Annotated in this window: 16 protein-coding genes; 5 read left to right on the top strand and 11 right to left on the bottom strand. The window is 44.9% G+C overall.

Going from position 1 to position 25,560, the window contains the following annotated elements; genetic code table 11:
• Positions 1 to 44: 44 nt before the first annotated feature.
• A complete protein-coding gene (gene fdxA / locus AB4138_RS07520) occupies positions 45 to 368 on the bottom strand; it encodes a ferredoxin FdxA (protein WP_004737806.1) in 324 nt (107 codons plus the stop codon).
• A gap of 253 nt (positions 369 to 621) precedes the next feature.
• On the opposite strand from fdxA, the gene AB4138_RS07515 reads away from it, so the two are divergent.
• The 4 genes from AB4138_RS07515 to AB4138_RS07500 all read left to right on the top strand — a co-directional run bounded on the left by AB4138_RS07515 (position 622) and on the right by AB4138_RS07500 (position 4,875).
• A complete protein-coding gene (locus AB4138_RS07515; RefSeq protein ID WP_017067485.1) occupies positions 622 to 2,253 on the top strand; it encodes an NAD(P)/FAD-dependent oxidoreductase in 1,632 nt (543 codons plus the stop codon).
• 196 nt (positions 2,254 to 2,449) lie between these two features.
• Entirely contained in the window at positions 2,450 to 3,646 is a 1,197-nt protein-coding gene (locus tag AB4138_RS07510; RefSeq protein WP_017064352.1) for a DEAD/DEAH box helicase, read from the top strand.
• Positions 3,647 to 3,779: 133 nt separating this feature from the next.
• Positions 3,780 to 4,181: a PPC domain-containing DNA-binding protein gene (locus AB4138_RS07505; RefSeq protein ID WP_372305497.1), complete on the top strand. Its 402-nt coding sequence runs from the start codon at positions 3,780 to 3,782 to the stop codon at positions 4,179 to 4,181.
• 70 nt (positions 4,182 to 4,251) lie between these two features.
• Positions 4,252 to 4,875, top strand: a complete 624-nt coding sequence (locus AB4138_RS07500; protein WP_102320725.1) for a PolC-type DNA polymerase III — start codon at positions 4,252 to 4,254, stop codon at positions 4,873 to 4,875.
• Between the two features lie 72 nt (positions 4,876 to 4,947).
• On the opposite strand, the gene AB4138_RS07495 is transcribed toward AB4138_RS07500, so the two are convergent.
• Positions 4,948 to 5,784, bottom strand: coding sequence for a DUF6279 family lipoprotein (locus AB4138_RS07495; RefSeq protein WP_102320724.1), 837 nt, complete (start codon positions 5,782 to 5,784; stop codon positions 4,948 to 4,950).
• A 303-nt stretch (positions 5,785 to 6,087) separates the two neighbouring features.
• Here AB4138_RS07495 and AB4138_RS07490 point away from each other — a divergent pair, with 303 nt between their 5' ends.
• Complete coding sequence (locus tag AB4138_RS07490) at positions 6,088 to 6,261, top strand: hypothetical protein (RefSeq protein WP_017064349.1); 174 nt, start codon at positions 6,088 to 6,090, stop codon at positions 6,259 to 6,261.
• A gap of 140 nt (positions 6,262 to 6,401) precedes the next feature.
• Here the strand turns inward: AB4138_RS07490 and dbpA are convergent, their stop codons facing one another.
• From dbpA to AB4138_RS07445, 9 genes are all read right to left on the bottom strand, one after another.
• Positions 6,402 to 7,781: an ATP-dependent RNA helicase DbpA gene (gene dbpA, locus AB4138_RS07485; RefSeq protein WP_017064348.1), complete on the bottom strand. Its 1,380-nt coding sequence runs from the start codon at positions 7,779 to 7,781 to the stop codon at positions 6,402 to 6,404.
• 148 nt (positions 7,782 to 7,929) lie between these two features.
• Positions 7,930 to 8,838 (bottom strand): aldo/keto reductase family oxidoreductase, encoded by a 909-nt coding sequence (locus AB4138_RS07480; RefSeq protein ID WP_017064347.1) that lies wholly within the window; start codon positions 8,836 to 8,838, stop codon positions 7,930 to 7,932.
• A 217-nt stretch (positions 8,839 to 9,055) separates the two neighbouring features.
• Positions 9,056 to 9,643: a hypothetical protein gene (locus tag AB4138_RS07475; protein WP_102321359.1), complete on the bottom strand. Its 588-nt coding sequence runs from the start codon at positions 9,641 to 9,643 to the stop codon at positions 9,056 to 9,058.
• 210 nt (positions 9,644 to 9,853) lie between these two features.
• Complete coding sequence (locus AB4138_RS07470; RefSeq protein ID WP_102333940.1) at positions 9,854 to 10,798, bottom strand: PstS family phosphate ABC transporter substrate-binding protein; 945 nt, start codon at positions 10,796 to 10,798, stop codon at positions 9,854 to 9,856.
• Entirely contained in the window at positions 10,798 to 11,436 is a 639-nt protein-coding gene (locus AB4138_RS07465) for an OmpA family protein (RefSeq protein ID WP_017059473.1), read from the bottom strand. Before AB4138_RS07465 ends, AB4138_RS07470 begins: the two co-directional genes overlap by 1 nt.
• Complete coding sequence (locus AB4138_RS07460) at positions 11,436 to 12,749, bottom strand: TolC family outer membrane protein (protein ID WP_102321358.1); 1,314 nt, start codon at positions 12,747 to 12,749, stop codon at positions 11,436 to 11,438. Before AB4138_RS07460 ends, AB4138_RS07465 begins: the two co-directional genes overlap by 1 nt.
• Positions 12,750 to 12,783: 34 nt before the next feature.
• On the bottom strand, positions 12,784 to 14,109 hold the full coding sequence (locus AB4138_RS07455; RefSeq protein ID WP_017059471.1) for an HlyD family type I secretion periplasmic adaptor subunit: 1,326 nt from the start codon (positions 14,107 to 14,109) through the stop codon (positions 12,784 to 12,786).
• Complete coding sequence (locus AB4138_RS07450; protein WP_372305493.1) at positions 14,102 to 16,261, bottom strand: type I secretion system permease/ATPase; 2,160 nt, start codon at positions 16,259 to 16,261, stop codon at positions 14,102 to 14,104. The genes AB4138_RS07455 and AB4138_RS07450 overlap by 8 nt, the downstream gene beginning before the upstream one ends.
• A gap of 33 nt (positions 16,262 to 16,294) precedes the next feature.
• Positions 16,295 to 25,468, bottom strand: a complete 9,174-nt coding sequence (locus AB4138_RS07445; protein ID WP_372305490.1) for an RTX toxin — start codon at positions 25,466 to 25,468, stop codon at positions 16,295 to 16,297.
• Positions 25,469 to 25,560: the final 92 nt, after the last annotated feature.

The raw sequence follows: 25,560 nt of genomic DNA, 5'->3' as shown, positions 1-25,560 counted from the left end.
TTGATTAAATCAGTACGCCTTTTTATTTGAGTTCTTTTCAACAATTACTTTTCTAGCATTGCCAACTTATCAGGCACACCATTCCACTTTTCCGCATCATCCATCGCTGGTTTTACTTCTGTTTGCACAGGCCAAATCTCAGCAAGTTCTGCGTTCACTTCAATGAAAATCTTTTGATCTTCAGGCAGTTCATCTTCTTGGAAGATCGCTTGAGCATCACATTCAGGTACACATAAACCACAATCGATACATTCGATCGGGTTGATTACCATGAAATTTGGGCCTTCATGGAACGCATCTGCGGGGCACACTGCCACACAGTCTGTGTATTTACATTGAATACAATTATCGCCTACGACAAATGCCATGATGCTCTGCTCTATAAGTTAGTCAAAATTGAAGAATGGGGATAATACTCATCCCAAAGCAAAATTCAACATCATACGGCTCTAATATCGTGTCTATTTGCTCCATGTTTCCAAATTAGTATGACAGATAAATCAATTTCTCGTAAAATGCGCGCCATTGTGAGCTTATCGCTTCTTTGAACATCAGCGTTTCCATCAAACTCTGTATTAAGAAACGATCTAGCTAAGACACCTATAAAAACGAGACATCGAAATGATACGTTTAACCGAAATTAAACTCCCACTAGACCATGAAGAGTCTGCTATTCAAGACGCTATTGAAGCGAAACTTGGTATTAACTCTGATCAGGTACTCTCTTTTAATATCTTTAAACGTGGCTACGATGCTCGTAAGAAATCAAAGATCTTACTTATCTACACGCTTGACGTTCTCGTTGAAAACGAAGCTGAGTTGTTAGAACAATTCATTAGCGACCCGCACGTAAAAGTGACTCCTGATATGGAGTACAAGTTTGTTGCTAAAGCGGTTGAGAACCAAACTGAGCGCCCTGTGGTTATCGGTTTTGGCCCATGTGGTCTATTCGCTGGCCTAGTGCTTGCTCAAATGGGTTTCAACCCAATCATCGTTGAGCGTGGTAAAGAAGTTCGTGAGCGTACGAAAGATACCTTTGGTTTCTGGCGTAAGCGTACGCTGAACACAGAATCAAACGTACAGTTTGGTGAAGGCGGCGCAGGTACTTTCTCTGACGGTAAGCTGTACAGCCAAGTTAAAGATCCAAAGCACTACGGCCGTAAAGTAATTGAAGAGTTCGTTGCTGCGGGTGCACCAGAAGAAATTCTATACGTAAGTAAGCCGCACATCGGTACCTTTAAACTGGTTACCATGATCGAGAAAATGCGTGCTTCTATCATTGAACTCGGTGGCGAAATCCGTTTCAGCACTCGCGTAGACGACGTTCACATGGAAGATGGCCAAATCACTGGTCTAACACTTTCTAACGGCGAAGAGATCAAATCTCGCCACGTAGTACTGGCTGTTGGTCACAGTGCTCGTGACACATTCGAAATGCTACACGACCGTGGCGTTTACATGGAAGCGAAGCCTTTCTCTGTTGGTTTCCGTATCGAACACAAGCAATCAATGATTGATGAAGCTCGCTTCGGTAAAAACGCAGGCAACCCAATTCTAGGTGCGGCGGACTACAAGCTGGTTCACCACTGTAAGAATGGCCGCACTGTATACAGCTTCTGTATGTGCCCAGGTGGTACTGTGGTTGCTGCAACGTCTGAAGAAGGCCGCGTAGTAACGAACGGCATGAGCCAATACTCTCGTGCAGAACGTAACGCAAACAGCGCGATCGTAGTTGGTATCGACCCAGAGCGTGATTACCCAGGTGACGCACTGGCTGGTATCCGTTTACAACGTGAACTAGAAAGCGGCGCTTATGTTCTTGGTGGTGAAAACTACGATGCACCAGCTCAAAAAATCGGTGACTTCTTGAAAGGTCGCGATCCAAGTGCAATCGGTGAAGTACAACCGTCATTCACGCCGGGTATCCACCTGACTGATATTTCAAAAGCGCTGCCTGATTTTGCTATCGAAGCGATTCGTGAAGCAATCCCAGCGTTCGAGAAGAAGATCAAAGGTTTCTCTACGCCAGACGGCCTACTTACCGGTGTTGAGACACGTACGTCTTCTCCTGTATGCATCAAACGTGGCAAAGACTTCCAAAGCATCAACCTTAAGGGCTTCTTCCCGGCTGGTGAAGGTGCAGGCTACGCAGGCGGTATCCTGTCTGCTGGTATCGACGGCATTAAGGCCGCAGAAGCGCTAGCACTATCAATGGTAGAGCAGAACCAAGCCGAGAAGATTGAGATCGCTTAAACGCTTTCGATAAACCCAAGCTAAATAGCGAACACCCAAAACTGAAAATCCAGTGTCTTGTCGACACTGGATTTTTTTATGTGCATGTGACTAGCGGTGAGCAAGCAACATGGTAGAATGCAGCCATTAATCTTATCCTCATATAAGATTGTTGAACCTTTCCATCGCTATTTAGCCAAATCATACCGAGAAACTTATGCCATTTTCCAAGCTTGGATTAAGCTCACCTATTGTTAAAGCCGTTGCAAAACAAGGCTATGAAAAGCCAACCTCTATTCAAGAAAAAGCAATTCCGATTGTTCTTTCTGGTAAGAACCTTATTGCTGCAGCACAAACAGGTACAGGTAAAACTGCGAGCTTTGTTCTCCCTATCTTAGAAATGCTAAGCAAAGGTGAAACGCAGCGTAAAAAACGTATCCGCGCAGTTATCCTGACACCAACGCGTGAGCTGGCAGTTCAGGTTGAACAGAACATCACTAAGTACGCGAAGTTCCTAAACCTAACATCACTAGCGATGTACGGTGGCGTGTCTTACCAACACCAGAAAGATCGTCTTATTGAAGGCGTGGATATTCTTGTGGCAACACCAGGTCGTTTGATCGACATGTACGGACAACGTGCCGTTCACTTTGATGAAGTGGAAGTACTGGTTCTAGATGAAGCTGACCGCATGCTAGACATGGGTTTCATTGAAGACATCAACAAGATCATCGCGCGTCTACCACAAGACATCCAAAACCTGCTGTTCTCGGCAACGCTTTCAACGCCAGTGCGTGCACTAGCGAAAAGTGCAATCAGTGAAGCGGAAGAGATTTCGATTGCCAAGACTGATGCGTCTAAAGCGAACATTGAGCAATGGTTGGTAACGGTAGATAAAGACCGTAAGTCAGCACTATTGAGCCACATGATTACCGAAGGTAACTGGGACCAAGCGCTTATCTTTATCGAAACCAAGCACGGCGCGGCTAAGTTGGTTGCTCAACTTGAGAAACGTGGTATTCAAGCGGAAGCTTTCCACAGTGGACGTAGCCAAGCGATTCGTGAAAAAATCTTGGCTGACTTTAAGAAAGGTCGCCTAAAATACTTAGTCGCGACGGGTGTTGCTGCTCGTGGTATCGATATCGACAACCTAAGCCGCGTAGTGAACTACGACATGCCATTCCCAGCAGATGATTATGTTCACCGTATTGGTCGTACAGGCCGTGCTGATGCATCTGGCGAAGCGATCTCTTTCCTATCAAAAGATAACTTCAAAAACCTGTGCATTATTGAAAAGCGTCTTGGTCACTTGATTGAACGTCGCGTTGTTGAAGGTTTCGAACCACGCAAAGAAGTACCCATTTCAGTATTGAACTTCGTTCCTAAGAAGAAAAGAGAACAGCAACAAGACTAAGTAATTTCAGCGACAGAAAATGCAAAGTTGCATTAACCAAAAGAAAAGTCGCGTTAGCCAAAATGAAAATAAAACGAAGCCCTATGTGGCTTCGTTTTGTTCTTTGAAATACATATAACGTTGAGGCAATAAGATGATCACTCCTATCGCAACGAGATTAACCCGCGGCCAAGACCTAAAGCTAGAGATCCAGAGGCTAGTGACAACGCACAATATCTCCGCGGGCTCTATTGCGTCTTGTGTCGGATGTGTTTCTCAACTCAATATTCGCTTAGCTAATGCCAACAACACCAAGCTAGTTCAAGCTCCGTTCGAAATAGTCTCGGTGATGGCAACGCTAACCCCAAACCACCAGCATATTCATATCTCCGTTGCTGATGAGAATGGCAATGTAATTGGTGGGCATTTGCTTGAAGGGACGATTATCGCGACCACGGCTGAATTGATTGTTCACCGCTACGATACCTTGACCTTCAACAGAGAGCATGACGATTCGACGGGTTACACTGAACTTACTATCAGCAATAGCAAATAACTGATTTACCCATAGCAACACCAAACGCCCCATACAAAGCGATACTACCAAACAGCAATTAGGAAACACGATGGCTCCAAACTCCGCAGATTCCGTTATCGTTCTCGATTTCGAAACCACAGGCTTATCACCCAATATGGGCGACCGAGCGATTGAGATCGGTGCGGTAAAACTCGTTAACGGCGAAGTCGTCGACACCTTCCAACAACTCATGAATCCAGGGTTTCGTGTGAGTGGCTTCATTGAAAGCTATACCGGGATCAGTAACCGTATGTTAAGCACTGCGGCCAGTTGCAGCGAAGTGATGGATGAGTTTGCAGACTTTATCCAAGGCAGTCAGCTTGTGGCTCATAATGCCTCGTTTGATAAACGCTTTCTCGACGCAGAATTAGACAATATTGGACGTGATTACAATGGACAGTTTGCATGCTCAATGTTGATTGCTCGTCGGCTAATCCAAGACGCTCCGACCCATAAGTTGGGCGACCTAGTTCGATTCAAGCGCATAGATAACGACGGCACTTTCCACAGAGCATTAGCCGATTCAGAAATGACAGCAAGGTTGTGGTTATTAATGATCGATGAGCTGAAGAGTGACCACGGTATTCAACAACCGAGCTTCCAATTAATGCAGAAAATATCGAAGACAGCCAAAAGTTCGATTCCAAAACTACTGATGAGTAACAGGGGTTAGGTTCCGAAATTCACCTTAAAGTGTGATGAAAGGCTAGCTCGACAATAACCGCTAGCCTTTAAAAGGGACGCCCTACTCTTGCAATGACTCCAACGTTCCTTTGAGGCTTTCTAACTCATTCATAAAATACGCCCACTGCTTGTTACTGCTGGTCGCGGCCATATCTACTAAAAACTTGGCTGATGTTTCCATATTTTGGTTAAGCTGCGGCTCAAGTTCAGCAGGATAATAAGCTTCATTGTTTAAAAGCAACTTCATAATAATTGGCTGAGCAATATGTAGGTCGCTCTTCTTTGCCATCAGCGTCGTTAGCTCTTCATAGATGTTGTTTTGATATTGTCGCCAACTGCTATTGGTATTTACCCACTCTTTAGACCAAGCCAAAATAATCTGTTTTTGTTCTTTCGATACTGAACCTAACCACCGTTCTGCACGCTCTTCTATTCTGTTTCGGTATCGCTCTCTCGAATCGTCATCGTTCAACGACAACCTTTCTTCATAATAGTCTTGCTGCTTTTCACGAAAGTTCTTTAAAAACTCCCTGTCTTGCTTAGGGCTAAGCTGCATACTCAAGGCGTAAATATCTGGAGCGAACTTATTGACGATTGTGCGAATATGCTCTTTCGTTTGTTCACTTTGGCCCACAATAAAAGCGGGATTCATATCCGACCGATCTACGTTTTGAATCGCTTCTAATTGCGAGATGTACAGAGGTAGCTGAGTTTCTTTATGCCATTTCTGTAATATATCTAATCGCTCTTCAAGCTCTGATTCTTGGCTATTTGAGAGGGAAACAAAATCTTCTATATAGCTAACGACAAACCAACCTATATTGTTATAGGCGAACTTGGTCCCGCACCCAGTAAATAGAAAACAGATCACTAAAACTAACCACCGGCACTTTCTCATTCTACCCTCTCACGACATTCAACAAAGCCACAAACCGATTAACTCATCCCTTTAAGGTTAGCCCAGTTTTTATAACGCTAATTCTAGCTCTTATAAAAGTAGTCTTAATAAACAGTGGTCGTAAGAACTTTGAGATAAATTGAGACCCAAACTTGCTAATCTAGCTATTTAGGCAAATGATTAAACTAAAAATAATTAATGGCAGTGATGTGACTTGATTTTATTACTCATTTGACGTGATACGAACCCTATAAATGAGTTGGGTTGACGTATTTAAAATGATTGATATTTGGGAGGGAAGCTATGGCCGCTATTCCTGATCATCCAAGCGATTTAGAATATGAGCTTTGTTATTTTGATGATGGTTCAATAACCACAATCACGATATTGGTTCACAATCGACAGGAAGCGATGACTTGGTATCTTAGCGAAGGAAAACATATCAACGATCTTTATTCGATAAGACCCGATGAATAATGCTTTGGTATAGAGGACTAGGTCGATAAACCTAAAATAAGAAACTTAAGTGGCATTTTGTGGAACACCCTTTACTGCAATGCCATTAATTAGCAATGTCGTTAATTAGACATATCGCAGCAAAGGGATTCAGTCTCGAATTACTTCAGGATTCGGGCGCGGAATTGACGACCCTTCATTTTACCTGATTCGATTTTGTTCAGTGCTTTTTTAGCCACAGATCTTTCTACCGCTACGTAAGCACGCATTGCAAACAGATTGATCTTACCTACTGATTTACCATCAATGCCGCCTTGGCCCGTCAGTGCGCCAAGAATATCACCAGCACGAAGCTTAGCTTTCTTACCGCCATCAATTTGGATGGTAACCATGTTTGAGTAGTACGGCTTAGCAATTGGTTTTGCTGGCAGTTCAGATGGCTCGATTGGCATGTCCATGTACTCATCAATTTGAGCAACACGGTACATCTCTTTTTCACTAAAAAAGCTGATCGCTACGCCTTTGCTTCCTGCACGGCCAGTACGACCAATACGGTGTACGTGAACTTCAGGGTCGCGAGACAATTCAAAGTTGAACACAGCATCTAGGTTATCAACATCAAGACCGCGAGCCGCAACGTCTGTCGCCACTAGAATCGAGATGGTTTTGTTTGAGAACTGAACCAAAGCTTGGTCACGTTCACGCTGTTCCATGTCACCATGAAGTTCGATAACACTGAAACCGCGGTGGCTTAGCTCATCGTTTACGTTCTGCACTTCTTTCTTAGTGTTACAGAACACAACCGCAGACTCCGGTTGGTGATGCAACAACAGCAGCTCTAGAGCGTCATCACGAGCTTCAGAACCTTCTAACTTGTAGAAGTGTTGTTGGATGCTTGAGTGATCGTGTGTTGATTCAACCTTCACCATTTCTGGATTGCGCATAATGCGGTCTGCAACAGATTTGATCTGTTTAGGGAAAGTCGCACTGAATAGCAGAGTTTGGCGTTCTTTTGGCGCCGCTTCAATCACAGCATCCAAAGCGTCTTGGAAACCCATCTCTAGCATGCGATCCGCTTCATCTAACACAAGTGTGTTCAGCTCAGACAGGTCAATGCGGCCTTTCTCTAGGTGATCAAGAATACGACCAGGTGTGCCTACAAGAATGTGTGCGCCATGCTCTAGTGAACCAATCTGTGGGCCCATTGGCATACCGCCACATAGTGTCAGCACTTTAATGTTGTGAATACCACGAGCAAGAGTACGAATCTCTTTTGCTACTTGGTCTGCAAGCTCACGAGTCGGACATAACACTAAAGACTGAACACGGAAACGCTTAACGCGTAGGTTCTGCAGCACGCCTAAACCGAAAGCAGCTGTTTTACCTGAACCCGTTTTACCCTGACCGATAACGTCCTTGCCATTTAGGATAGTAGGAAGACTTAACGCTTGGATCGGCGTCATTTCAGTATAACCAAGAGAATCTAACGTATTTAGAAGCTCTGGTTTAAGGGCGATTGAAGAGAATTTTGAAGTGCTCAATGGAAATATCCAACTGGTGAAAAACAGAGTGCATTATGAGTGTTTTTGAAAATTATTCCACCTTAATCACAGTTTTGGAGAAACATGTTAGGCGAACACAAAAAAGCCAGCTTACTTAGCTGGCTTTGACTTCTATACGAATTGCTTTCTATGGCACACCGTGACCTTTAGATGCCACCCATACGCGATACCACTGTTCGCGCGTCAGCTCGATTTTCAGTGCATCAACGGCCGTCTTCACACGCTCAATCTTACCAGAACCAATAATTGCAATTGGACTAGATGGTAAACGACGAACCCAAGCGTAAATCACTTGATCAATGCTGTCTGCACCGACTTCTTGACGAATCGCCTCTAGCTCATCACGAACGCGAACCGCTTGCGCTGAATCACCACTGAAGATGCTACCACCACCGAGACAAGACCACGCCATCGGGCGAATGCGGTTCATCTGCAGTTGATCTAGCGTGCCATCATGAGCCACTTCGAAGTTCAATGGGTTGATTTCAACTTGGTTGGTCACTAACGGCTTACCGAGTCGAGATTGAAGCAGTTCGAACTGACGCGGTGAAAAGTTAGAAACACCGAAGTGCTTAACTTTACCTACTTTGTGTAGCTCTGCGAACGCTTCTGCTACTTCATCGGCATCCATTAACACGTCAGGGCGGTGAATCAACAATACATCGATATCGTTAACACCTAAGTGCTCTAATGAGTTATTTACTGATTGGTAAATATGCTGCGCGCTGGTGTCATAGTGATTGATCTTACGATCTGGAGTGTGGTCACCACATAGGTTGATATCGCACTTGGTGACGATTTGAATATCATCACGAAGGCTTGGTTCAAGCGCTAAAGCCTCACCAAACAACTTTTCACATTGGTAGTTACCGTAAATATCCGCGTGATCAACAGTTGTGATGCCAAGATCAATATGTTGCTTCAGGAAAGTCAGGCGTTGTTGCGGGGTCATGCCCCACTCTGCTGTACGCCAGTATCCTTGCACCAGCTCAGAAAGTTCTGGGCCTTGTGGCGCTATCGTTACTCTTGCAACCATGGGTTGTCTCCTTTATCAATACTGAACGTATCCTAATCTCGTTTTACCGAAGGCTCAACGTATAACAAATGGCAAAGCTAAACGCTTATTAAAAATGTGAGAGCCGCAGAAAAACGAACACTTAAATGAATTATAACTTGCTGTCTGCCCGCGAGCCGTTCTCCTGAAAGGCTTGTTTAGCCTAATAAATAACGAAACTATCTATAAATTTGAGCAATTAAAAACGATTAAGTTCAACCGTTAAGTTGTCACCATCACTCTGTAACTGAATCCAAGGAGAAGTAGAGCTAGAAGAAGATAAGCTAGGCACATTCCACACACTCAGTTGCTCTGCTGAACCGTGAGGCGCGTTGATGAATTCGACCAGCTGTTTATCCACCTTATCGAAACCAACACCTTCATTTCGAGCTTGTTCGAGTTGAGCTGTAACATCGAATTCATCTTCACCAATACGAATTGAACTGAGAGCAAAGCCATCTTGGCGAAGGTATGCCTGAAGCTTTGTGTAACTTAGGTCCGAATATGGCAGGTTTAAGCGAACTGTTTCAACGCTTGAGTCGCCCAGTTCCAGTTCCACATACACATCCAGATCGTAATATTGGGTTAAGTCACTGCATAACAGCGTATCTTCGATCTCACCACAATCCATCAACTCGATGTCGTTAATATAGTTTTGAGAATTCGGCTGACTTGGGCTGCTGTTAAATACTGTTCTTAGCCACCAGCTTTCGGTTGCTTGCGCTGAAAATGAAATAGCATTGAGGGACAGCATTAGAGGCAAGATTAGAACTTGAAAGATTTTCATCGACTGGGCTTATTTAGCGCTATATGAAGTGTCCATTATACGTGACCAAACGACAAACAACTGCTCGAGTTGCAAATTTTAGGCGAAAAAAAACGGGCATACATGCCCGCTAGATAATTTCATCACCGAATAACGTAATCCGTCACGTTGAGAACCATTACGAAAGAGAGAATATCACTCTCCCACAACAGTTACAAAATGACATACCCATTACTTGTAGCCACCTTCAATAGCAGGCTCTTCAAGCGACAATCTGACTTTGTTACGTTGAATAGCTTCTGGCGGCAAGCTGATGAAGCCGTATTGGTTCAAAACGACTTGATGATCTTGTGACAAGGTAAGCCCAACAAAGAACTCCTCTTGTTCCGTAAAGCCTTTGCGATGCGCTGGAATATTCAAGTACATGTAATAAACCGTTGCTAACGGGTAACGACCAGAGAGGATCGTTTCTTTGTTTAGGTCGTAGTTCACACCTAGGTTATCAACCACGCTCAACCATTTCACATCAGAGATCTGATCTGAGTAAACGGTGTAACCAATGGCGGCATCTTCGTCTTCAATCTTATTAATCAGATCAGGTAAATCCGCTAAGAACTGAGTATGGGCATATTCTCCTTCTGTTCCACATTCGACCCAACTTGAAAAGGTAGTATGGCCTTTCAGGTTGTGATCAATGGCAAAGGGCAACATATGAGTATCTAGGCTTTCACCGTTACGAATATCACTACTTGCTGACCATTTTGGATGTTTAGGATCGTTAGAACAACCAAACACATCAATTAATTCAGCGACGGTGATTGATGTCGCAGGGTTATTTTCATTGGCTAGAATCGCAATCACGTCAGCGGTAAACATCAGCTCTGTTGGCCTATAACCGTAACGCATATCAAACCTTGCCATCTCTTTGTCAGTCCACTTTTTGGAAGTGATACCAACACGCGAGCGCTGCATGATCATCTGTTCTGGGACGCTGTCACTCAACAAGATTTCTAAGTCGATCTCTTGGCTCTTAAGCAGATCTTCTACAAGCCCCTGCATATTCGGCTCAATCGCGACCAAACCAATGTCACTGGCATCATTCGCGAACGTCGATGCAGAGAACAACATAGGTACAGCAGCAAGCAGTAAGCCCGATTTATTCGATAGACGTTTCATTACTGGCCTCCTACTGGATCAATCGACGTTTTAGACTCAACATCGCTATTACTATCGAGCTGCATTTCTGAAGTGAAGATGTTCCAAGATGGATTCACTTCCATGCTTTCTGTCTTAATCACCGCAATCGTTCTGCGCTTACGCTTGTGAAGGTGCTGAGTTAAGCTGGTTATCTGAGTAAACTCTTGTTCGAAGATACGCTCACCATTGATGCCTCTATCAATCAATGCGTCTCGAATCACGCCAGTTCTTTTCTTGGCCAATGCTTTGTTATAAACGTTTGTACCTTCAGCACTGGTATCTCCGACCAAGGTAACCGAAGCATCAGGCTGCTCTCCTAGTAAACGCACCAACTCATTTAATACAGCGGTATGATCAGGTTTAAGGTCATACTTATCAAAATCAAATGCCACACTTAATACTTCAACATCTTCGACAATTTTCCAATTAGCACACCCTTTAATGTCTACCGTTACACCTTCTGGCGTATCGGCACATAGATCTCGCTGGTTAATCACACCATCTCGGTCATTATCCGCTAAGTCATCAATTTGGTGGCGTGTCATTGTCGTATCAGGCGTTTCTGCACATCCCATTAGCAAGATAGAGCTAAGTAGCGCTAGTTTAAAATATCTCATTACTTATTCTCCCCTTGCCACTCTTCTGGATGTTCAATCCTCAACGCATACGTCAACATACCCATCGCATTTAACACTCGATAAGCCGCTAACGTTTGATCATATTCAGTGCTGATGAAGTTTCTTCGAGCCAAAAACACTTCTACTTTTGCATCCAGTACATCAAGAAGGCTTCGTCTGCCAACATTGAATTGCTGGATATAGCCAAGCTCTGCAATTTTCGCTGCATCAACATTCTGTTGAAGTAAGGATTTTTGCTGCTCAAGCATTTTGTAAGCGTTCCAAGCCAGTTGTGTACCTTCTCGAACCTCACGCTCTGTTCGTAATCGGATCGCCCTTGCCTCTTCCACTCGCCAAGCTGACGATTCAACCCTGGAGTCGGTAGAGAAGCCATTAAACAGGTCATAATCCATCGTCAACATGATACGTGCATCTTCATCGACACCGCCTGGCGGGTTAGATACGTTGTCATTCTTATTGGCATGAAGCTCAAGTTTTAGTTCTGGGTAGTAATCCCCTTTCTCGCGGCGCATCTCTTTACGAGCCGCGTCGATATCAAGCAAAGAGGCTTTGATTTCAGGGTGATTCTCGACAGCTTGTTCAAGTGCGACCTGTGCTGAGCTTGGTAATAGAGCGTAATCAAACCGGGGGTAAACCAAGTTCACCGCAGGTTTGCCAACCAAGCGTAGATACTGAGTTTGCAAATCAAACAGGTTGTTCTGAGCGGCGATAAGTGAAGACTGCGCGGTCGCGACACGGGCGGAGATTTGAGCCAGATCCGAGTTGCTACTCAAGCCTTTGCTCTTTTTATCTTGGATATCTTGATAGATCTCTTGGTGCTCTTTTACATTACGCTTAGACAATTCAAGTAGCGTCTCTGCTTTTAGGATATCGAGGTAATTTCTCACCACATCTAACGATACGTTTTCAGCTCGCGAAATCAGAGTTAGACGCTCAGCTTCTGCTTCGAACGTCAGTCGATCGACATTCGATGTGGTTTTAAAACCATCAAATAGTAACTGGGATACTTTAACGCCAATTTCCGTTCTCGTTAGGCCTCTATCATCGCTATCGAGTTTGCTGCCACTGTTGTAGCGTGTCTCTTCATAGCCTGCTGCCGCGTACAAGTTCACTTGTGGCATATACAAACCACTCGCAGCGTCTCCGTCTCTGACCACCGATTGGTATCGGGAGTATTGCGCCAATATCTCTGGGCTATAGTCGATGGCAAAGGCCACGGACTCTTCTAATGAAGCTGCTTGAGACAGCCCACTCATTAGCAAGCAAGAAGAGAGTAAGAATTTTGAATGCATTACACTTCCTTTTATATTTATGCTTTAACCCACTTCATCGTTCACGAAGTGAGTTTTCCTTAGCTCGTAAAATAGGTTTTAACCAATAACTCAATACTGTTTTCTCTCCGGTTAATATATCGACCGCGACTTGCATCCCTGGGATAATGCTAAAGGCAGAGTTTTGTTGCTGGTCTTCGTTTAACTGAATATGGGCACGATAATAGGCGTTGCCGTCTTCCGTTTGTAAGGCGTCGGCACTCACGTAAATCACCTCGCCTTTAAGTCCGCCATAAATGACGAAATCGTAGGCCGTGAATTTCACTGTTGCACCTAACCCGTTATGAACAAACGCAATATCTTGCGGAGAGATTCTCGCTTCAACAATCAGGTCACTGTTTGATGGAATGATCTCAATGATCGGCTCGCCGGGACGAACTACACCACCAATGGTACGCACAAAGATCTCTTTGACTGTGCCATCAACGGGCGCGACAATTTCAGTACGCTTGAGTTGGTCGGCAATCGCCTGCTGGCTTTCGTTCAGCTGCGCTATCTTGCTCGCCACTTCATTCAACTGGCCTTGCACTTTGGTACGAAAATCTAAAGCGATACTTCGATGATCCGCTATCGACTCTGAGTAGGCAGCTATCTGCTTCTGCGCTGCTACTTTTGAGCTAGCAATATCACCTTTGAGTTTGACTACATCACGGTTGAGTTTAAGTAGCTCAACTTCCGCAACAGCACCGCTCGCTACCACGTCTTTCAGCATGTTGCGCTCACGAATCACAATCTCGAGGCTGCTTTCAAGAGTCTGGATATTGTTAAACGTATCGACACGAGCTTGGTCTTGTTGCTCGATACGAAGTGCCGCCTCTTCCAGTTCAGACTTCAACTGTCCTAAACGTTCTCGGTAGTTCGCCTTGGCATTCATTAACGCAGGGTGGCTTGATACATCAACCGCAATATCTTGAGGCACCAAGACCACTCGCTCATACCACTCTTTCGCATCGTTATTTAAAACGACCGTCGACAGCTCAGCCTTTAATCTTAATTGCTGAGCAAGCAAGGTATCCGCTTGTTGAGCCGACTCTAAAAACGCCGCCTTAAAACGTGTGTCTTCTAACTTAGCTAGAGGTTGCCCCTTCACTACAGATTGGCCTTGTCGCACCATGATCTCTTGAACCAGTCCACCTTCTAAGCTCTGAATGGTTTGCACCGAAAGACTTGGAACGACTTTACCTTCACCGATCACGACTTCTTCTAATGTTGCCCACGTAGCCCAACCGATAATTGATACAATGAGTAGAGCACTCAACCAAATCAGCTTTCGAGAGCGGAATGCTAAGTGGTTGTTGGTCCATTGAATATCATTACTCATGACGACCTCCCTTCACCACAGATACCGTCTTAAACCGGCTCGTACCTTTAGGTACACTTTTCTTCTGTAAAGAGAGAATTTCTTTAGGTTCACCTTCTGCCACGATTTGACCTTTATCCAATACAATCACTCGATCACACATCATCAAGAATGAAGACTTATGGGAGCTGATTAGCATTGAGGTTTCTCTCGGCATACTTTGCAGCGCATTGAAGAATTGAATCTCAGCTTGACTATCTAATGCACTGGTTGGCTCATCCATAATCAACAACTTTGGACAACGATACAGAGCTCTCGCGATGGCAACGGCTTGACGCTGACCACCAGAAAGTAACCGACCACCCTCACCGACAGGTGTTTCAAGGCCATTGCTTAGGCGCCCCATGTAACCATTCAAACCCGACTGTTGAAGAGCTTGTCTTAGCTTTTCTTCATCAACGTTGGTCGCACCAAGCGTAACGTTGTCGTAAACACTGCCAAAAATAAGATTAGTGGTTTGCCCTACCCAACCCATGCCACTACGCAGAACGCTGGTTGGCCATAATTGCCCATCGATTTCTTGATAGAAAGCTTGTCCTGTTGTTGGCAAATACTGGCGCGCAACAATCGATAGTAGAGTTGTTTTACCCGCGCCTGCCGCACCGACAAGACCAACTCGCTCACCCGGTTTGATCTCTAGGGAAATCTCCTTTAATGCAGGGCTTTGAGTCTCTGGATAAGTAAACGTCACTTCATCTAACCTAACCCCACCATCAAAGTCTCCTTTGTCGATAACTTGGTGTTTGGACTCTTCCTGAGGTAGCTCCATAATCTGATTCAGCCCTTCAACGGCCGAACGTGTTTGCTGGAACCTCAGCAATAGAAGAGAAAGCTGGTTCACCGAACTTGCAGCGCGCCCACTCAACATCACAACGGCTATCAAACCACCCATACTCAGCAAGCCTTCAGAGATCTGATACACGCCGAAGATGATCAGAGTGATGGTAACGATCTGCTGACTGGACTGAATAGAGTGCGTCACGATATTGGAGTAATGACGAGATTTAGTCTGCCATTGAGAGAGCGACGAAATCGTCTGTTCCCAACGCTTCTGGGTAATACCCTCAGCATTGTTTTGCTTGATATCCGGAAGGGTTGTTAAGCAATCAAACAGCTGGGCTTGTCTTTGTGTCGAGAGACGTGCGGTTTCATCGAATGTTTTCTCGACCTTGCCTTTCATCGCGATGCTCAGCACAATCAAAACAAGCATGATCGCGACAGGTATGAACATCATTGCGCCACCGAGCCAGCCGATAAGCAGTAGGAATAACAAAGTGAATGGCAGATCGACTAAAGTGACTAACGAGATAGAAGTGAAGAAATCTTTCACGCTATCGAAGTCTTGAAGCTGTCTGGCAAATGCGCCTACCGATTGAGGTCGATTTTCGAGCTTCATACCAAGGACTTTCGAGAACAGCTGAGAAGACAACTTGTTATCAATATAGCGCCCAGCCATATCAGTCACAGAGCTTCGTGAGCTTCTCAATACCCAATCAAAAATAACAACGATACCAACGCCTGCTGCTAATACCCAAAGCGTGTTAAACGCTTGGTTTGGCACAACACGGTCGTACACATTCATGGTAAATAACGGAACCACTAGCGCAAGCACGTTGATCAAGAACGAAGCGATAAACAGATCGCGATACCAAGGCTTCACTTCTTTGACCACCCGCCACAACCAACGGGTGTTGGATTTACTGTCATTGCGCTCATGTGCCTGAACACGGGCGTCATCAAGCGCTTGAGCACCCACTTGCCAAACAAATGCATCCACTTTAATGACTAAGTCTTTAAGGAGAATTTGTTGGCTTAAGTTGGATTCACAATTCAATACTTGAAAGTCTCCAACGGAGCTTTGGGTTACGACAAGAGGAGACCCTGTCGCGGACTCAACAGCAACAACAGGGAACTGACATTGATTCAATAATTCTTTTTTAACGTGGCTCAGCGTTAACCCCGATTTCTCAATCGCTCTTGGAAAAAGGGATTCATTGAGCCTGCCTTCATTTAAAGGTAGGCCAGACACTATTTTGGAAGGGTGACTGCGAACATTAAAATGCTCACACAACCACTCAACACAAGCTAGCCAACTGTCTTTTTGTTCTACCAATCTAAACTTCCTTTTATAGACTGTACATCTAACTTACAGCGTTAAATTATTGTCTTCTATCATTTTTTGTAAAATTTGTGCTTCTAATGCACTGCTACTGTCACCTTGATACAGATCGTCGTACGTGACATCAGCTAGCAAGATGTTTTGTTGAACGTCTTCGTCACCATTAGGTTTAATAGAAATGGTCACACCTTCACCAGATTCTTCTAAATCTAGATATTGTGTTGCCCCTAGCCCTGTATTAAGCCCTAGGCTTCCCAAAATACCCGAGAGGTCAATTGCATCAGTGTCTGGAGACGCATCAAAATCTTGAATCACATCGTAGCTTGGTGCTTCTGCACTCCCTAAGCCTGAAGATGCGAACACAAAATTGTCAGAGCCTGTACCGCCAATCAACAGATCGTTATCATCTGTCGCGGTAATCGTAGAATCCCCTTCAGCGACAAACTCAATCGATACGGTTTGGGGTAACCCGACCGCTTGGTTATTGCCTATCTCTGCAGACGGCTCTATCGTTAGGTCAAATTGATCACCACTGTTGTAGCCCCCGGTAATCGCTAGGTTAGGCACATCTGCCAAGTCCACCACATATTGACCATAGACCATAGAGCCGTGTGAGAACGTCAAACCTGCGGGAATATCATGAATTGTAATGAAGCCCACTTCTGAATCAGCAGGGTTTACAAGAGAAAGGTCTAAACCAAGAGGAATCGTGCCACTTGCTTCTGCCACGATCGAAGAATATTCAACGCTCAATAACGGTGCATCAGGCTCTGGTGTGATAATAAGCGTCATGTCTTGCGAGCTCGGGTCACCCGTGTCGACCACTAACTCACCGAGTACCGTATTTTGATCAACCGTTCGGCCGGTAATCGTAATATCGAGGTTTCCAAACGCATCGCCTGCAAAGAATTCGAGCTCATCAACAGAACTTGCTTTAACGAGGATCGTCGCCTGTATGATGCCACCAACACTGGTGAAAGAACTGGTTTCTGATCCAATTCGAATTCGGTCTAACCCAACTAACCCTGATGGGTCCGAAGTTCCATTCACTGTTACCGTAATTGCTAAAAACTCATCACTGTTAGTTTCAAAGCTATTGGCATCAAGAGGAATCACGATGCCATCATCTTCACTTCCAGTGAGCTGTTCAGGTAAATCGAAGAACTCAACTTTGTCACCTATAGGGTTAACACCTACAGTGAATTCAGATTGTGTATAACGGATATCCGTCGTACCAATTTCTTGAGTAATCGCCTCTAGAGACAGATTAATGTCACCACTAAAGTCTCTTGGTGGCAGAATGACTAGATTAGATAACTGACTTGGATCTAACTGCCACTCATAGGTAGGGTTTCCATCGAAGGTACCGCCATCAGCACCATTGTTTGGAACCAACTCATAGTTGTCTCCGATTTTAATCGCGACAACTGCGCCTTCAGGAACTCCCTTCAACGAAAGCGACATGTTTTCAGAACCATCTTGGTCAATCAGCTCTGCGCTAAGTGATGACAATGAAATGTAGTTATCCTCGTCGCCGACTATATCCTCTGTCACCAAGTTCGCCGCATCAGCGACTGGCTCAACGGTGATCGTGACTACGGTCGTTTTATCTTGCGTATCCGTTTCTGTCACGCAATCCGCTTCATCGGTAATATTTGCTGTCACAGTGAGGGTAATTTCACCACTGTAATGCTCAGGTGGCGTAACTAACACATCACTCAAACGGCTAGGGGCTGTGACCGTCCAAGTCCCATCGCCATTATCAACTAACAACCCGGTGTCAGTTGGAGTTTCAGACAAGGTCGCTCCATTCGAAATGCTCACCGTTAGAGAGTTAACGGTTTCTTTACCGGTAGCGCTATTGCCTTCACCAGTGATTAATTGTCCATCTTCAACGCTATCACCAAGAACCAGTTCAAGGTTAAGGTCTGTCGCGATGTCTTCTTGAATGGTTGTGGAGTCGGCTTCAACCGTAATGTCATCGACCACAGGCAGAACTTGGATACTAATGGTTTGGGCCGTCGTCACCGTATCACCGCTACATGGTGAGGTCTCAATTGTCTCTATGGTGAAATCAATACACCCTGCAAAATCTTCATCCAAGCCCGTTAACGTTAGTTTCGAAAGTCCATCTGCAGTGATTGAATAACCGACGATCTCACCAGAAGCATCGTATTCAGCAATCACACCATCACCGGAGATCTCAACGCCTTCAGGAAGTGAATCGGCAGGAATATAGAAAGAGATTTCATTGTCTGGATCACTGCCAACATCGGTGTTTAGCAAGCCAGTGAGATCAATATCTTCCCCTTCAGGTGTTTTAATTTCGCCATCGGGTTGAATCGGGCTTGGTGGGCCAACAGGGTCACAAGAACCGCCACCGCCGTCATGACCAGTAATTTGCAGCGGGAAAGTCGCATCAATATATCTCGCATCATCACCATCAATCACACGAGCACGAACCACAATATCCAGTACCGGAGTATCACTTGGGCTGGAAATCGTCGCATTATCTAAAATGTACGCTGCGAGTTCTTGGAAAGAGTCACTCGTTAACCCATCCGCAGATATGATCCAATTCCCAGAGCTATCTTGAGCGGCACCATTAGGGTGCTCAACAATCAACGAATAGCCGTCGGGAATCTCGATCAAAATATAATCGAGGTACTCTGACCCATCGATATCCGCGTCGACGAACGTCACGGCGTTAGAGATATCAACAGGCGAGCCATCTGTACTCTGTAACAGCTCTGTAGAGCCTTCTAATCGAGTATCTAGCTCGACACGAGCATCGACAGTCACGTTAATGGATCCGGTAATATCTTTAATATCCGTTGCACCAGTTGGAGAGGTATCCGTGACTTCATAGGTGATAGGAATTGAGAATGTTCCGCTTAAATCTTCTGTCGCTGTAACAGAAAGCCTGCCGCTGCTTAGAAGATCCGAAAGCGTTGGCGTTGTTGAGTCCAGTAGAGTATCCAAATCTAAGCCTGAAGCTGGGACCTGAATAACACTCCCATCAAAATAAAGAGTGAGATCTGCAGGTAGGCTATCAATGACATATCCCGTCAAGGATTCGCTGCCATCAATATCCTGATTCACTGAAGGTTCAAGGTTCAGGCCGATTTGACTGTCTTCGATGCCTTGAGTACTGACCACTTGACCGTCTTCTTGATCAACGACCGGCGCTAGCTCTACTTTAAGTGTCATAGGAAACTCGCCCGAATCACCATCGGGCTCAGTTGAGATAGCAATAACGGTGAGTTCTAATTCACCACTAAAATCAAGAACTGGCTTGAGATACAGATCATCCAGTTGAGCGTTAGAGACTTGGAATACGGGCCCTGTCACATCATCAACATACGCAATCGTCAGCGATACTGGTTCACCCAACGCATCCACCAGCAAAGTGCCTTCAGGAATGTTAGTAAGCAGTATGTTGATCTCTTCTGAAACATCGTCATCCGTCGTTTGTATGAGGAAGTCGAGCTGTATTAACCCATCTTCATTCAAGACCGATTGGTTGCTGATGACTTTACTGTCACTGTCGTATTGCCAATGACCATTACCACCGTCTACCGCGATAGGTTCATCCACAACACCTTTCAAAAAGATATTGATGGTTTTTGTATCACTTGACGCTTGCCCATTGATAGGAATAAGTGAATCGATCGTCGACTCAGTCGCTATTGCTGTTACGTCTATTGACAGATCTTCAGTAAAGGAACTGATGTCTTCTTTAGGCTGGATATAAGCAACACCATTGGCGATAGCTTCGGCAGTGACTGAATAGGAATTATTGCCTATCTTTGCGGTACCATCACCTTCAACAGACCAGCCATCTTGAACTTGGATAATATAACTTAACGATTCAGAACCATCGGTGTCCGCCAAAGCGCCTTCAATAACGTCTTTGAGGTAAATAGCTTCATCCTCTAGTCCCTTGTAGTCTTTAACAGACACATGAGGAGTATCAGCATCAGGTGAAATATCGACAGTAACGGTATGTACAATACTTGCCGTTTTATCATCTGGGTCAGCGAATGAATTGCCAGACTCTGTTGCAACCGCAGTAATCTCAAACTCAAAGCGACCCGCTAGGTTGTCGTCAGCCCTGATTTCCATTTTATCAATCTGAGCCTGTGTGTAAGATTTCCCTTCTTTAACTGCGTTGCCATTTAACGTCAAATTCAAGCCGTCAGGAATCCCACTAATCTGGTAGCTCAATGTTTCTGACGTATCTTGATCCACCAGCTGAGCTGTTATGTCCAAACTGACTGGGTCTGAGTCATCTTCTACTGAATGATAGGAGAATACGGAAGCCGACCAATCCGGTGCATCAGCCACCGGTAAAACAGACACTGCAACATCAGCCGTCAGTTCTTTAGGATCCGTATCAGTGCTAATGATTGCGTTGATCGCTAGGATAACCGTTGAGGTGGTATTGGATTCATGAAGCGCGGGACGATAAGTCAACTGTCCATTAGGCCCAGTGAACTGACTATCAATCGCTGCCAATTGACTTCCAGACAAGGTGACCTTGCCGTCTACAACTTGAAGCAACACCCCATCAAGGTACAAGCTACCACCGTTTAGCGATGCTTCTGAGAACTCGATAGCAGTAACGGTTTCGCTTTGGTCGACATCGCCGGTTGCCACACTTACAACGATAATCGCGTCATTGTCTTCTGTGGTTTCCGAATCTTCATAACGGATAAAGCCTTCGTTATCATCTAGAACAAGTGTGGCACTACTAGTGACTTCATCGCCGTCTGTATCTCGGACTAGGTACTCAATTTCATCCACTAACTTAGGATCATTTGGATTTGTAGCTACATTTTGATTTGTAATTAATTGATAGCGACCATCTGAGTGAAGCGTAAACTGACCATACACGGTACCATCAAAACTATTAATCAAATCAATCTCGATTGACGTAATTGCATCAGTAAAAGTGTAGGTAGCACCACGATATTCGAAGCTAACAATGACGGCACCATCAGCCCCAGTAAACTCTTCGGTGAGGAATTGGCCACTCAGATCATCTCCCTCAACTAACTCGATAGAACCATCTCGAACAGTCGGCACATCATCTTTTACGTTGACAGAATAAATTGCCGGATCAGAGCTATCGCCGTCCGCATCGTTGACCACCAGTTCAAAATTGAGGGCTAGATTATTCTCTCCATCAGCATTGGCGTGATCGAGAGGTGCATAAAGGTCGAACTCTGTTGTCCCGTCAGTATTAAAACGAATCCTAAATATATTGTTTCCATCAGAATCTTGACCGTAATACCAACCATCAGAATCGACAGCTTGCAGTGAAATGTCTTTCCCTGCACTCGAATATGAAAGTGCATCAAACGCAGCGGTGTCGACCGTCACAGAGACAACATCATCGGAACCTTCGATTATTCCTAACGAAGGGCTAGAATCTTCAACACCAACCTGTTCGCTGTCTCCAAGCAGACCGTCTTCATCAACAGAAATGCTTCCGATAACAGTAATTTTAGGGTTTGCACCATCGTAAATCTTAATATCAGATTCTTGTGTATCTCGTGAACCGTCTGAATCGATTGTGACGATTGAGGCTGGAATCGACAGCTCTGTGTCCTTCACACCGGTTCCGTGGTCTATTGACTGGTACAAATCAATCTCAACCGTGACATTCGTGGAACCATTGGCTTCTAAGCTAAAATCTTCAGGAAGTCTCACTTGGAAAACAGCATCGCCATTCGACAATACCGCATCAAACGTTCCATCCCCATTATCTCGCCAAGACAATGCTTCACCATTACGTGTCACCGCCTCACCGTCACTATCAAGAACGGCTTGGCCAGTTGTCACATCTAACCCCAAGAACACGAGTGGATCGTTGCCCGCACTCACGGCTAAGCTTGCACTCGCTGTTGTTCCAACACCAGACGGGGTTGTATCAGCAACAGGGTTTTCACTCAACTCGACCATGCCAGAGCCAATCGTAGGCTCCCCACCATCCGTAATCGAGACGTTCAAGGTTAATTGAGTTTCATCGTTGTCATCATCTTTTGCTGTGATGACAAAAGGAATTTGGTCGGTTCCATTCGTTTGGTCGAGGCCCTTGAATAGTTCAAAGGTGTAAGTGACATCAGTATCGGTCTCACCTGACAGAGAGGTAAAGCTCAAGGTGAACGCTTTATTTTCAGCACTTTCAGAGCCAACATAACCAGTAAGTTCATTTCCGTCTGCAGAGACCACATAGATGATCTGTACACCCCCACTAAACAACTGCGGCTGATCTCCAACATCAAAAAATACAGACTCAACAAAGTCACTTCCGACGTTGAGATTGAAAGTGCCAGTATCTGAAACACTGCCGTGAATAAGATCTGATTCGTCCACAGCAGCATTGCTAGTTGAAGTTAATATTGGGTCGGCTCCATCCTGGATGATCCAGTCGAATTGCCCTTGTTTTAAAGAAGTGCCATCTAAATCCGTTCCATCAATAATAAGTGGCAGGGTGATGGAGTCGTTGCTGAACAGGTGGTTGATAGGCTGTTCTAACACTAATGTGACATCTGCTAGAACATCGATACCACTAGCGACTGCACTCAACGTTAGCGTGAATATCGTTTCACCATTTGCTTGTGCGGTAATCGTTTTACCATCATTCGCTAACGTGTAGGTTAGAGGAAAGTTCTCATCTCCGGTCGTCAAGCCCAAGGCGTCTAACTGCACCAGAGTATTAGCATTAAATACAATAGAAGCGGGATCTGGATTATCTGATCCGGCGGAAACGGTAAACTGGCCGACTACAGTTTGAATTCCATCAGACACATCACCTTCAGAGCTGGTCGTTGTCCCATCAACAACTAGCCCTGCATCACCATCAAAAATATCAATGACCGCAGTGCCGTTTCCGAAATCATTACTGATGTCGCCAGCAACATAGTTGAAGGTGATGTTCTGATCAACTGTGTGGTCCAAATTCCTGTTGGCGACGAACGTCCAGTGGCCATTCGCAAATACGGTCAAGGTGCCTTCGCTAGTAGCAAATGAAACCGGAGAGCCACCAACAATCGTCTTGGTCGTACCATCAACTTCAACACTTTTTATCGTAAGTTGAGTATCCAAATCGATGTCGTTATTCAACACGTTCCCTGACGCAATCTCACCCTCGATCATTTGATAAGACTCATCAAAAACCAGAGGTTCAGAATCTTTGATGACAATAGGTAAACGTCCTATCACTAACTCCGTTGTACCATCAGCATCGGTTTGCAAACCTTCGATGAGCAAAGCCGTCAGAATTGAATCTAACCCAGCTTCCTGATCAATCGCCTTATAAAAATTGATATTTACGTTGCTGCCGGAAATTGACGCATCGAATACTTTTTGCCCATCGCTTCGTGTGCCAATGAGGCTTTGTTTATCAGCCGATACAGCAACGGTTATCGATAGGGTTTGAGAAGTTAGTGACTCTGCGATGCTTTGATCATCGCTAAAAGAGAAGTCCGCATAATCGATGCGAATATCAGAGGTCTGAGTTTGATTTCCAAAAATCCCGACAACAGTTTCTGAGAACACAACCGACTCGGGCAGTATAATGCTTGGCATATCATCGATAGCTTGATTGCCTACCGTATTGAAAACTTTGGCATCAACCGTCCATTCTGACGCCAAGTTTAGGGACGAGACATCTATATTTTCAACAACCCAATTACCTGATGCATCAACAACACCCTCAAACACAAGAGTCTGAGAGCCATCATTAACTTCAATATAAACAGGAAGACCTTCGGCAACATTGGTTGTGCCTTGCATGGTTGTAAGTTGGCCGCCACGAAATGCCAAAATACTAAAACCGTCTAGCGTATCAATGTCTATAACAGGCGAAACAGTATCAATATCAATTTGCCCTGCGCTATTTATTGCAGAAGCAGGGTTACCGGCAACGTCAACAGTGTCAGCCTCAATTTGAATGCCACCATCGGAAAAGCTGGTTAGATCCACGCCTTCAACTGACCAAGCACCATCAATCACAGTTGCCGTCAGAACAATGACATTCGTTGTGCTGTCAGAAATACGAATATTGACCGTTTGGCCATCTTCTACGTTCTGTACCGTACCAAAGAATTTAGCCGACTGAATTTCGAAGCTATTGAGGACACCGTCGCCACCATCATCAACCGCAGCGGTGATGTCCGCTAGCGTATCTTTCACGATCGTGTCGGTCGCTGTTGTAGGGTTTCCAGCAATATCGATAGTATTGGCAACAACGGTTAGCTCACCTTCTGCAAAGCTTGAGTAGTCTTGAAGAGTCAGAGTCCAAGTTCCGCCGGATACTTCCGTTGTGTATTCTTGTATCGTTCCTTGGCTATCGGTAATTGAAATGTTGATGGTTTGCCCATCTTCTACATTGGCAATCGTACCAACTAGCACCCCATTCGATATTTCAAATTGATTGTAAAACTCATCACCAAAGCCATCGAAGTCAACCTCAATGTTGGCTAATGTGTCTTTGATTGTGGAATCGTTAGCTGCAATGCTATTGCCAAAATCATCAGCAATGACAGCATCGACTTGAAGATCCCCCTCCTCCAATGAAGAGAGGTCGACGCCATTGACGACATACGTTTCATCGCTTGTGATGGCTGTGGTGGTTACTGTGTTTCCGTTAACATCAGTGATGGTCAGAACAACGGTACGCCCGTCTCGAACATCCACTGCCGTGCCCGTAATCGTGACACTTGGTACTTCAAACTGATTTTCGTAACCGTCTCCACCATCCAAAATATCAACGGTTAATAGTGCACTAGGTAACAGAATATCAAGGTTACCCTCATTCGAGGTTGTATCTTCGTCGGCATATTCTGCAGGACGCGTATCAAAACCCGCCTCAGCGAGCGTTTCATCTAAGGTGGAACGAACATAAGCAATAAAAGAGGCGCTGGAACTAGGTTGATCATTTACTGAGTTAGGCTGTTGAGGTGCGCTTTCAATGTTGTTGACGAGTTCGGTGACCACCTTTTCCAACTGTTGTTCAACTGCGGCGATTTGTGGTTCGGTTAGGGGCTGAGCCTCTTGTAAATTCTGAGGTTCAATGCTGACGACTTGCACGCCTTCAACTTTTGGCTGCGTAGCAGGTAATTGAAGCCAAGTCCCATCAGGGAATACTTGCCACACAACACCACCAACTTCGATATATAAAATAGGATCCATCCTAAACCTCTTCCTTACAAAAACGCTGACCTTGAGAACATCAATTTACTCAATAAAAAGCCGGAGAAATCAGCACACTCTCTTTAGTTAAT

The sequence above is a fragment of the Vibrio sp. 10N.286.52.C3 genome (assembly GCF_041468865.1).
GTDB lineage: Bacteria > Pseudomonadota > Gammaproteobacteria > Enterobacterales > Vibrionaceae > Vibrio > Vibrio crassostreae_C.
This window is presented reverse-complemented; position numbering and strand designations above follow the sequence as displayed.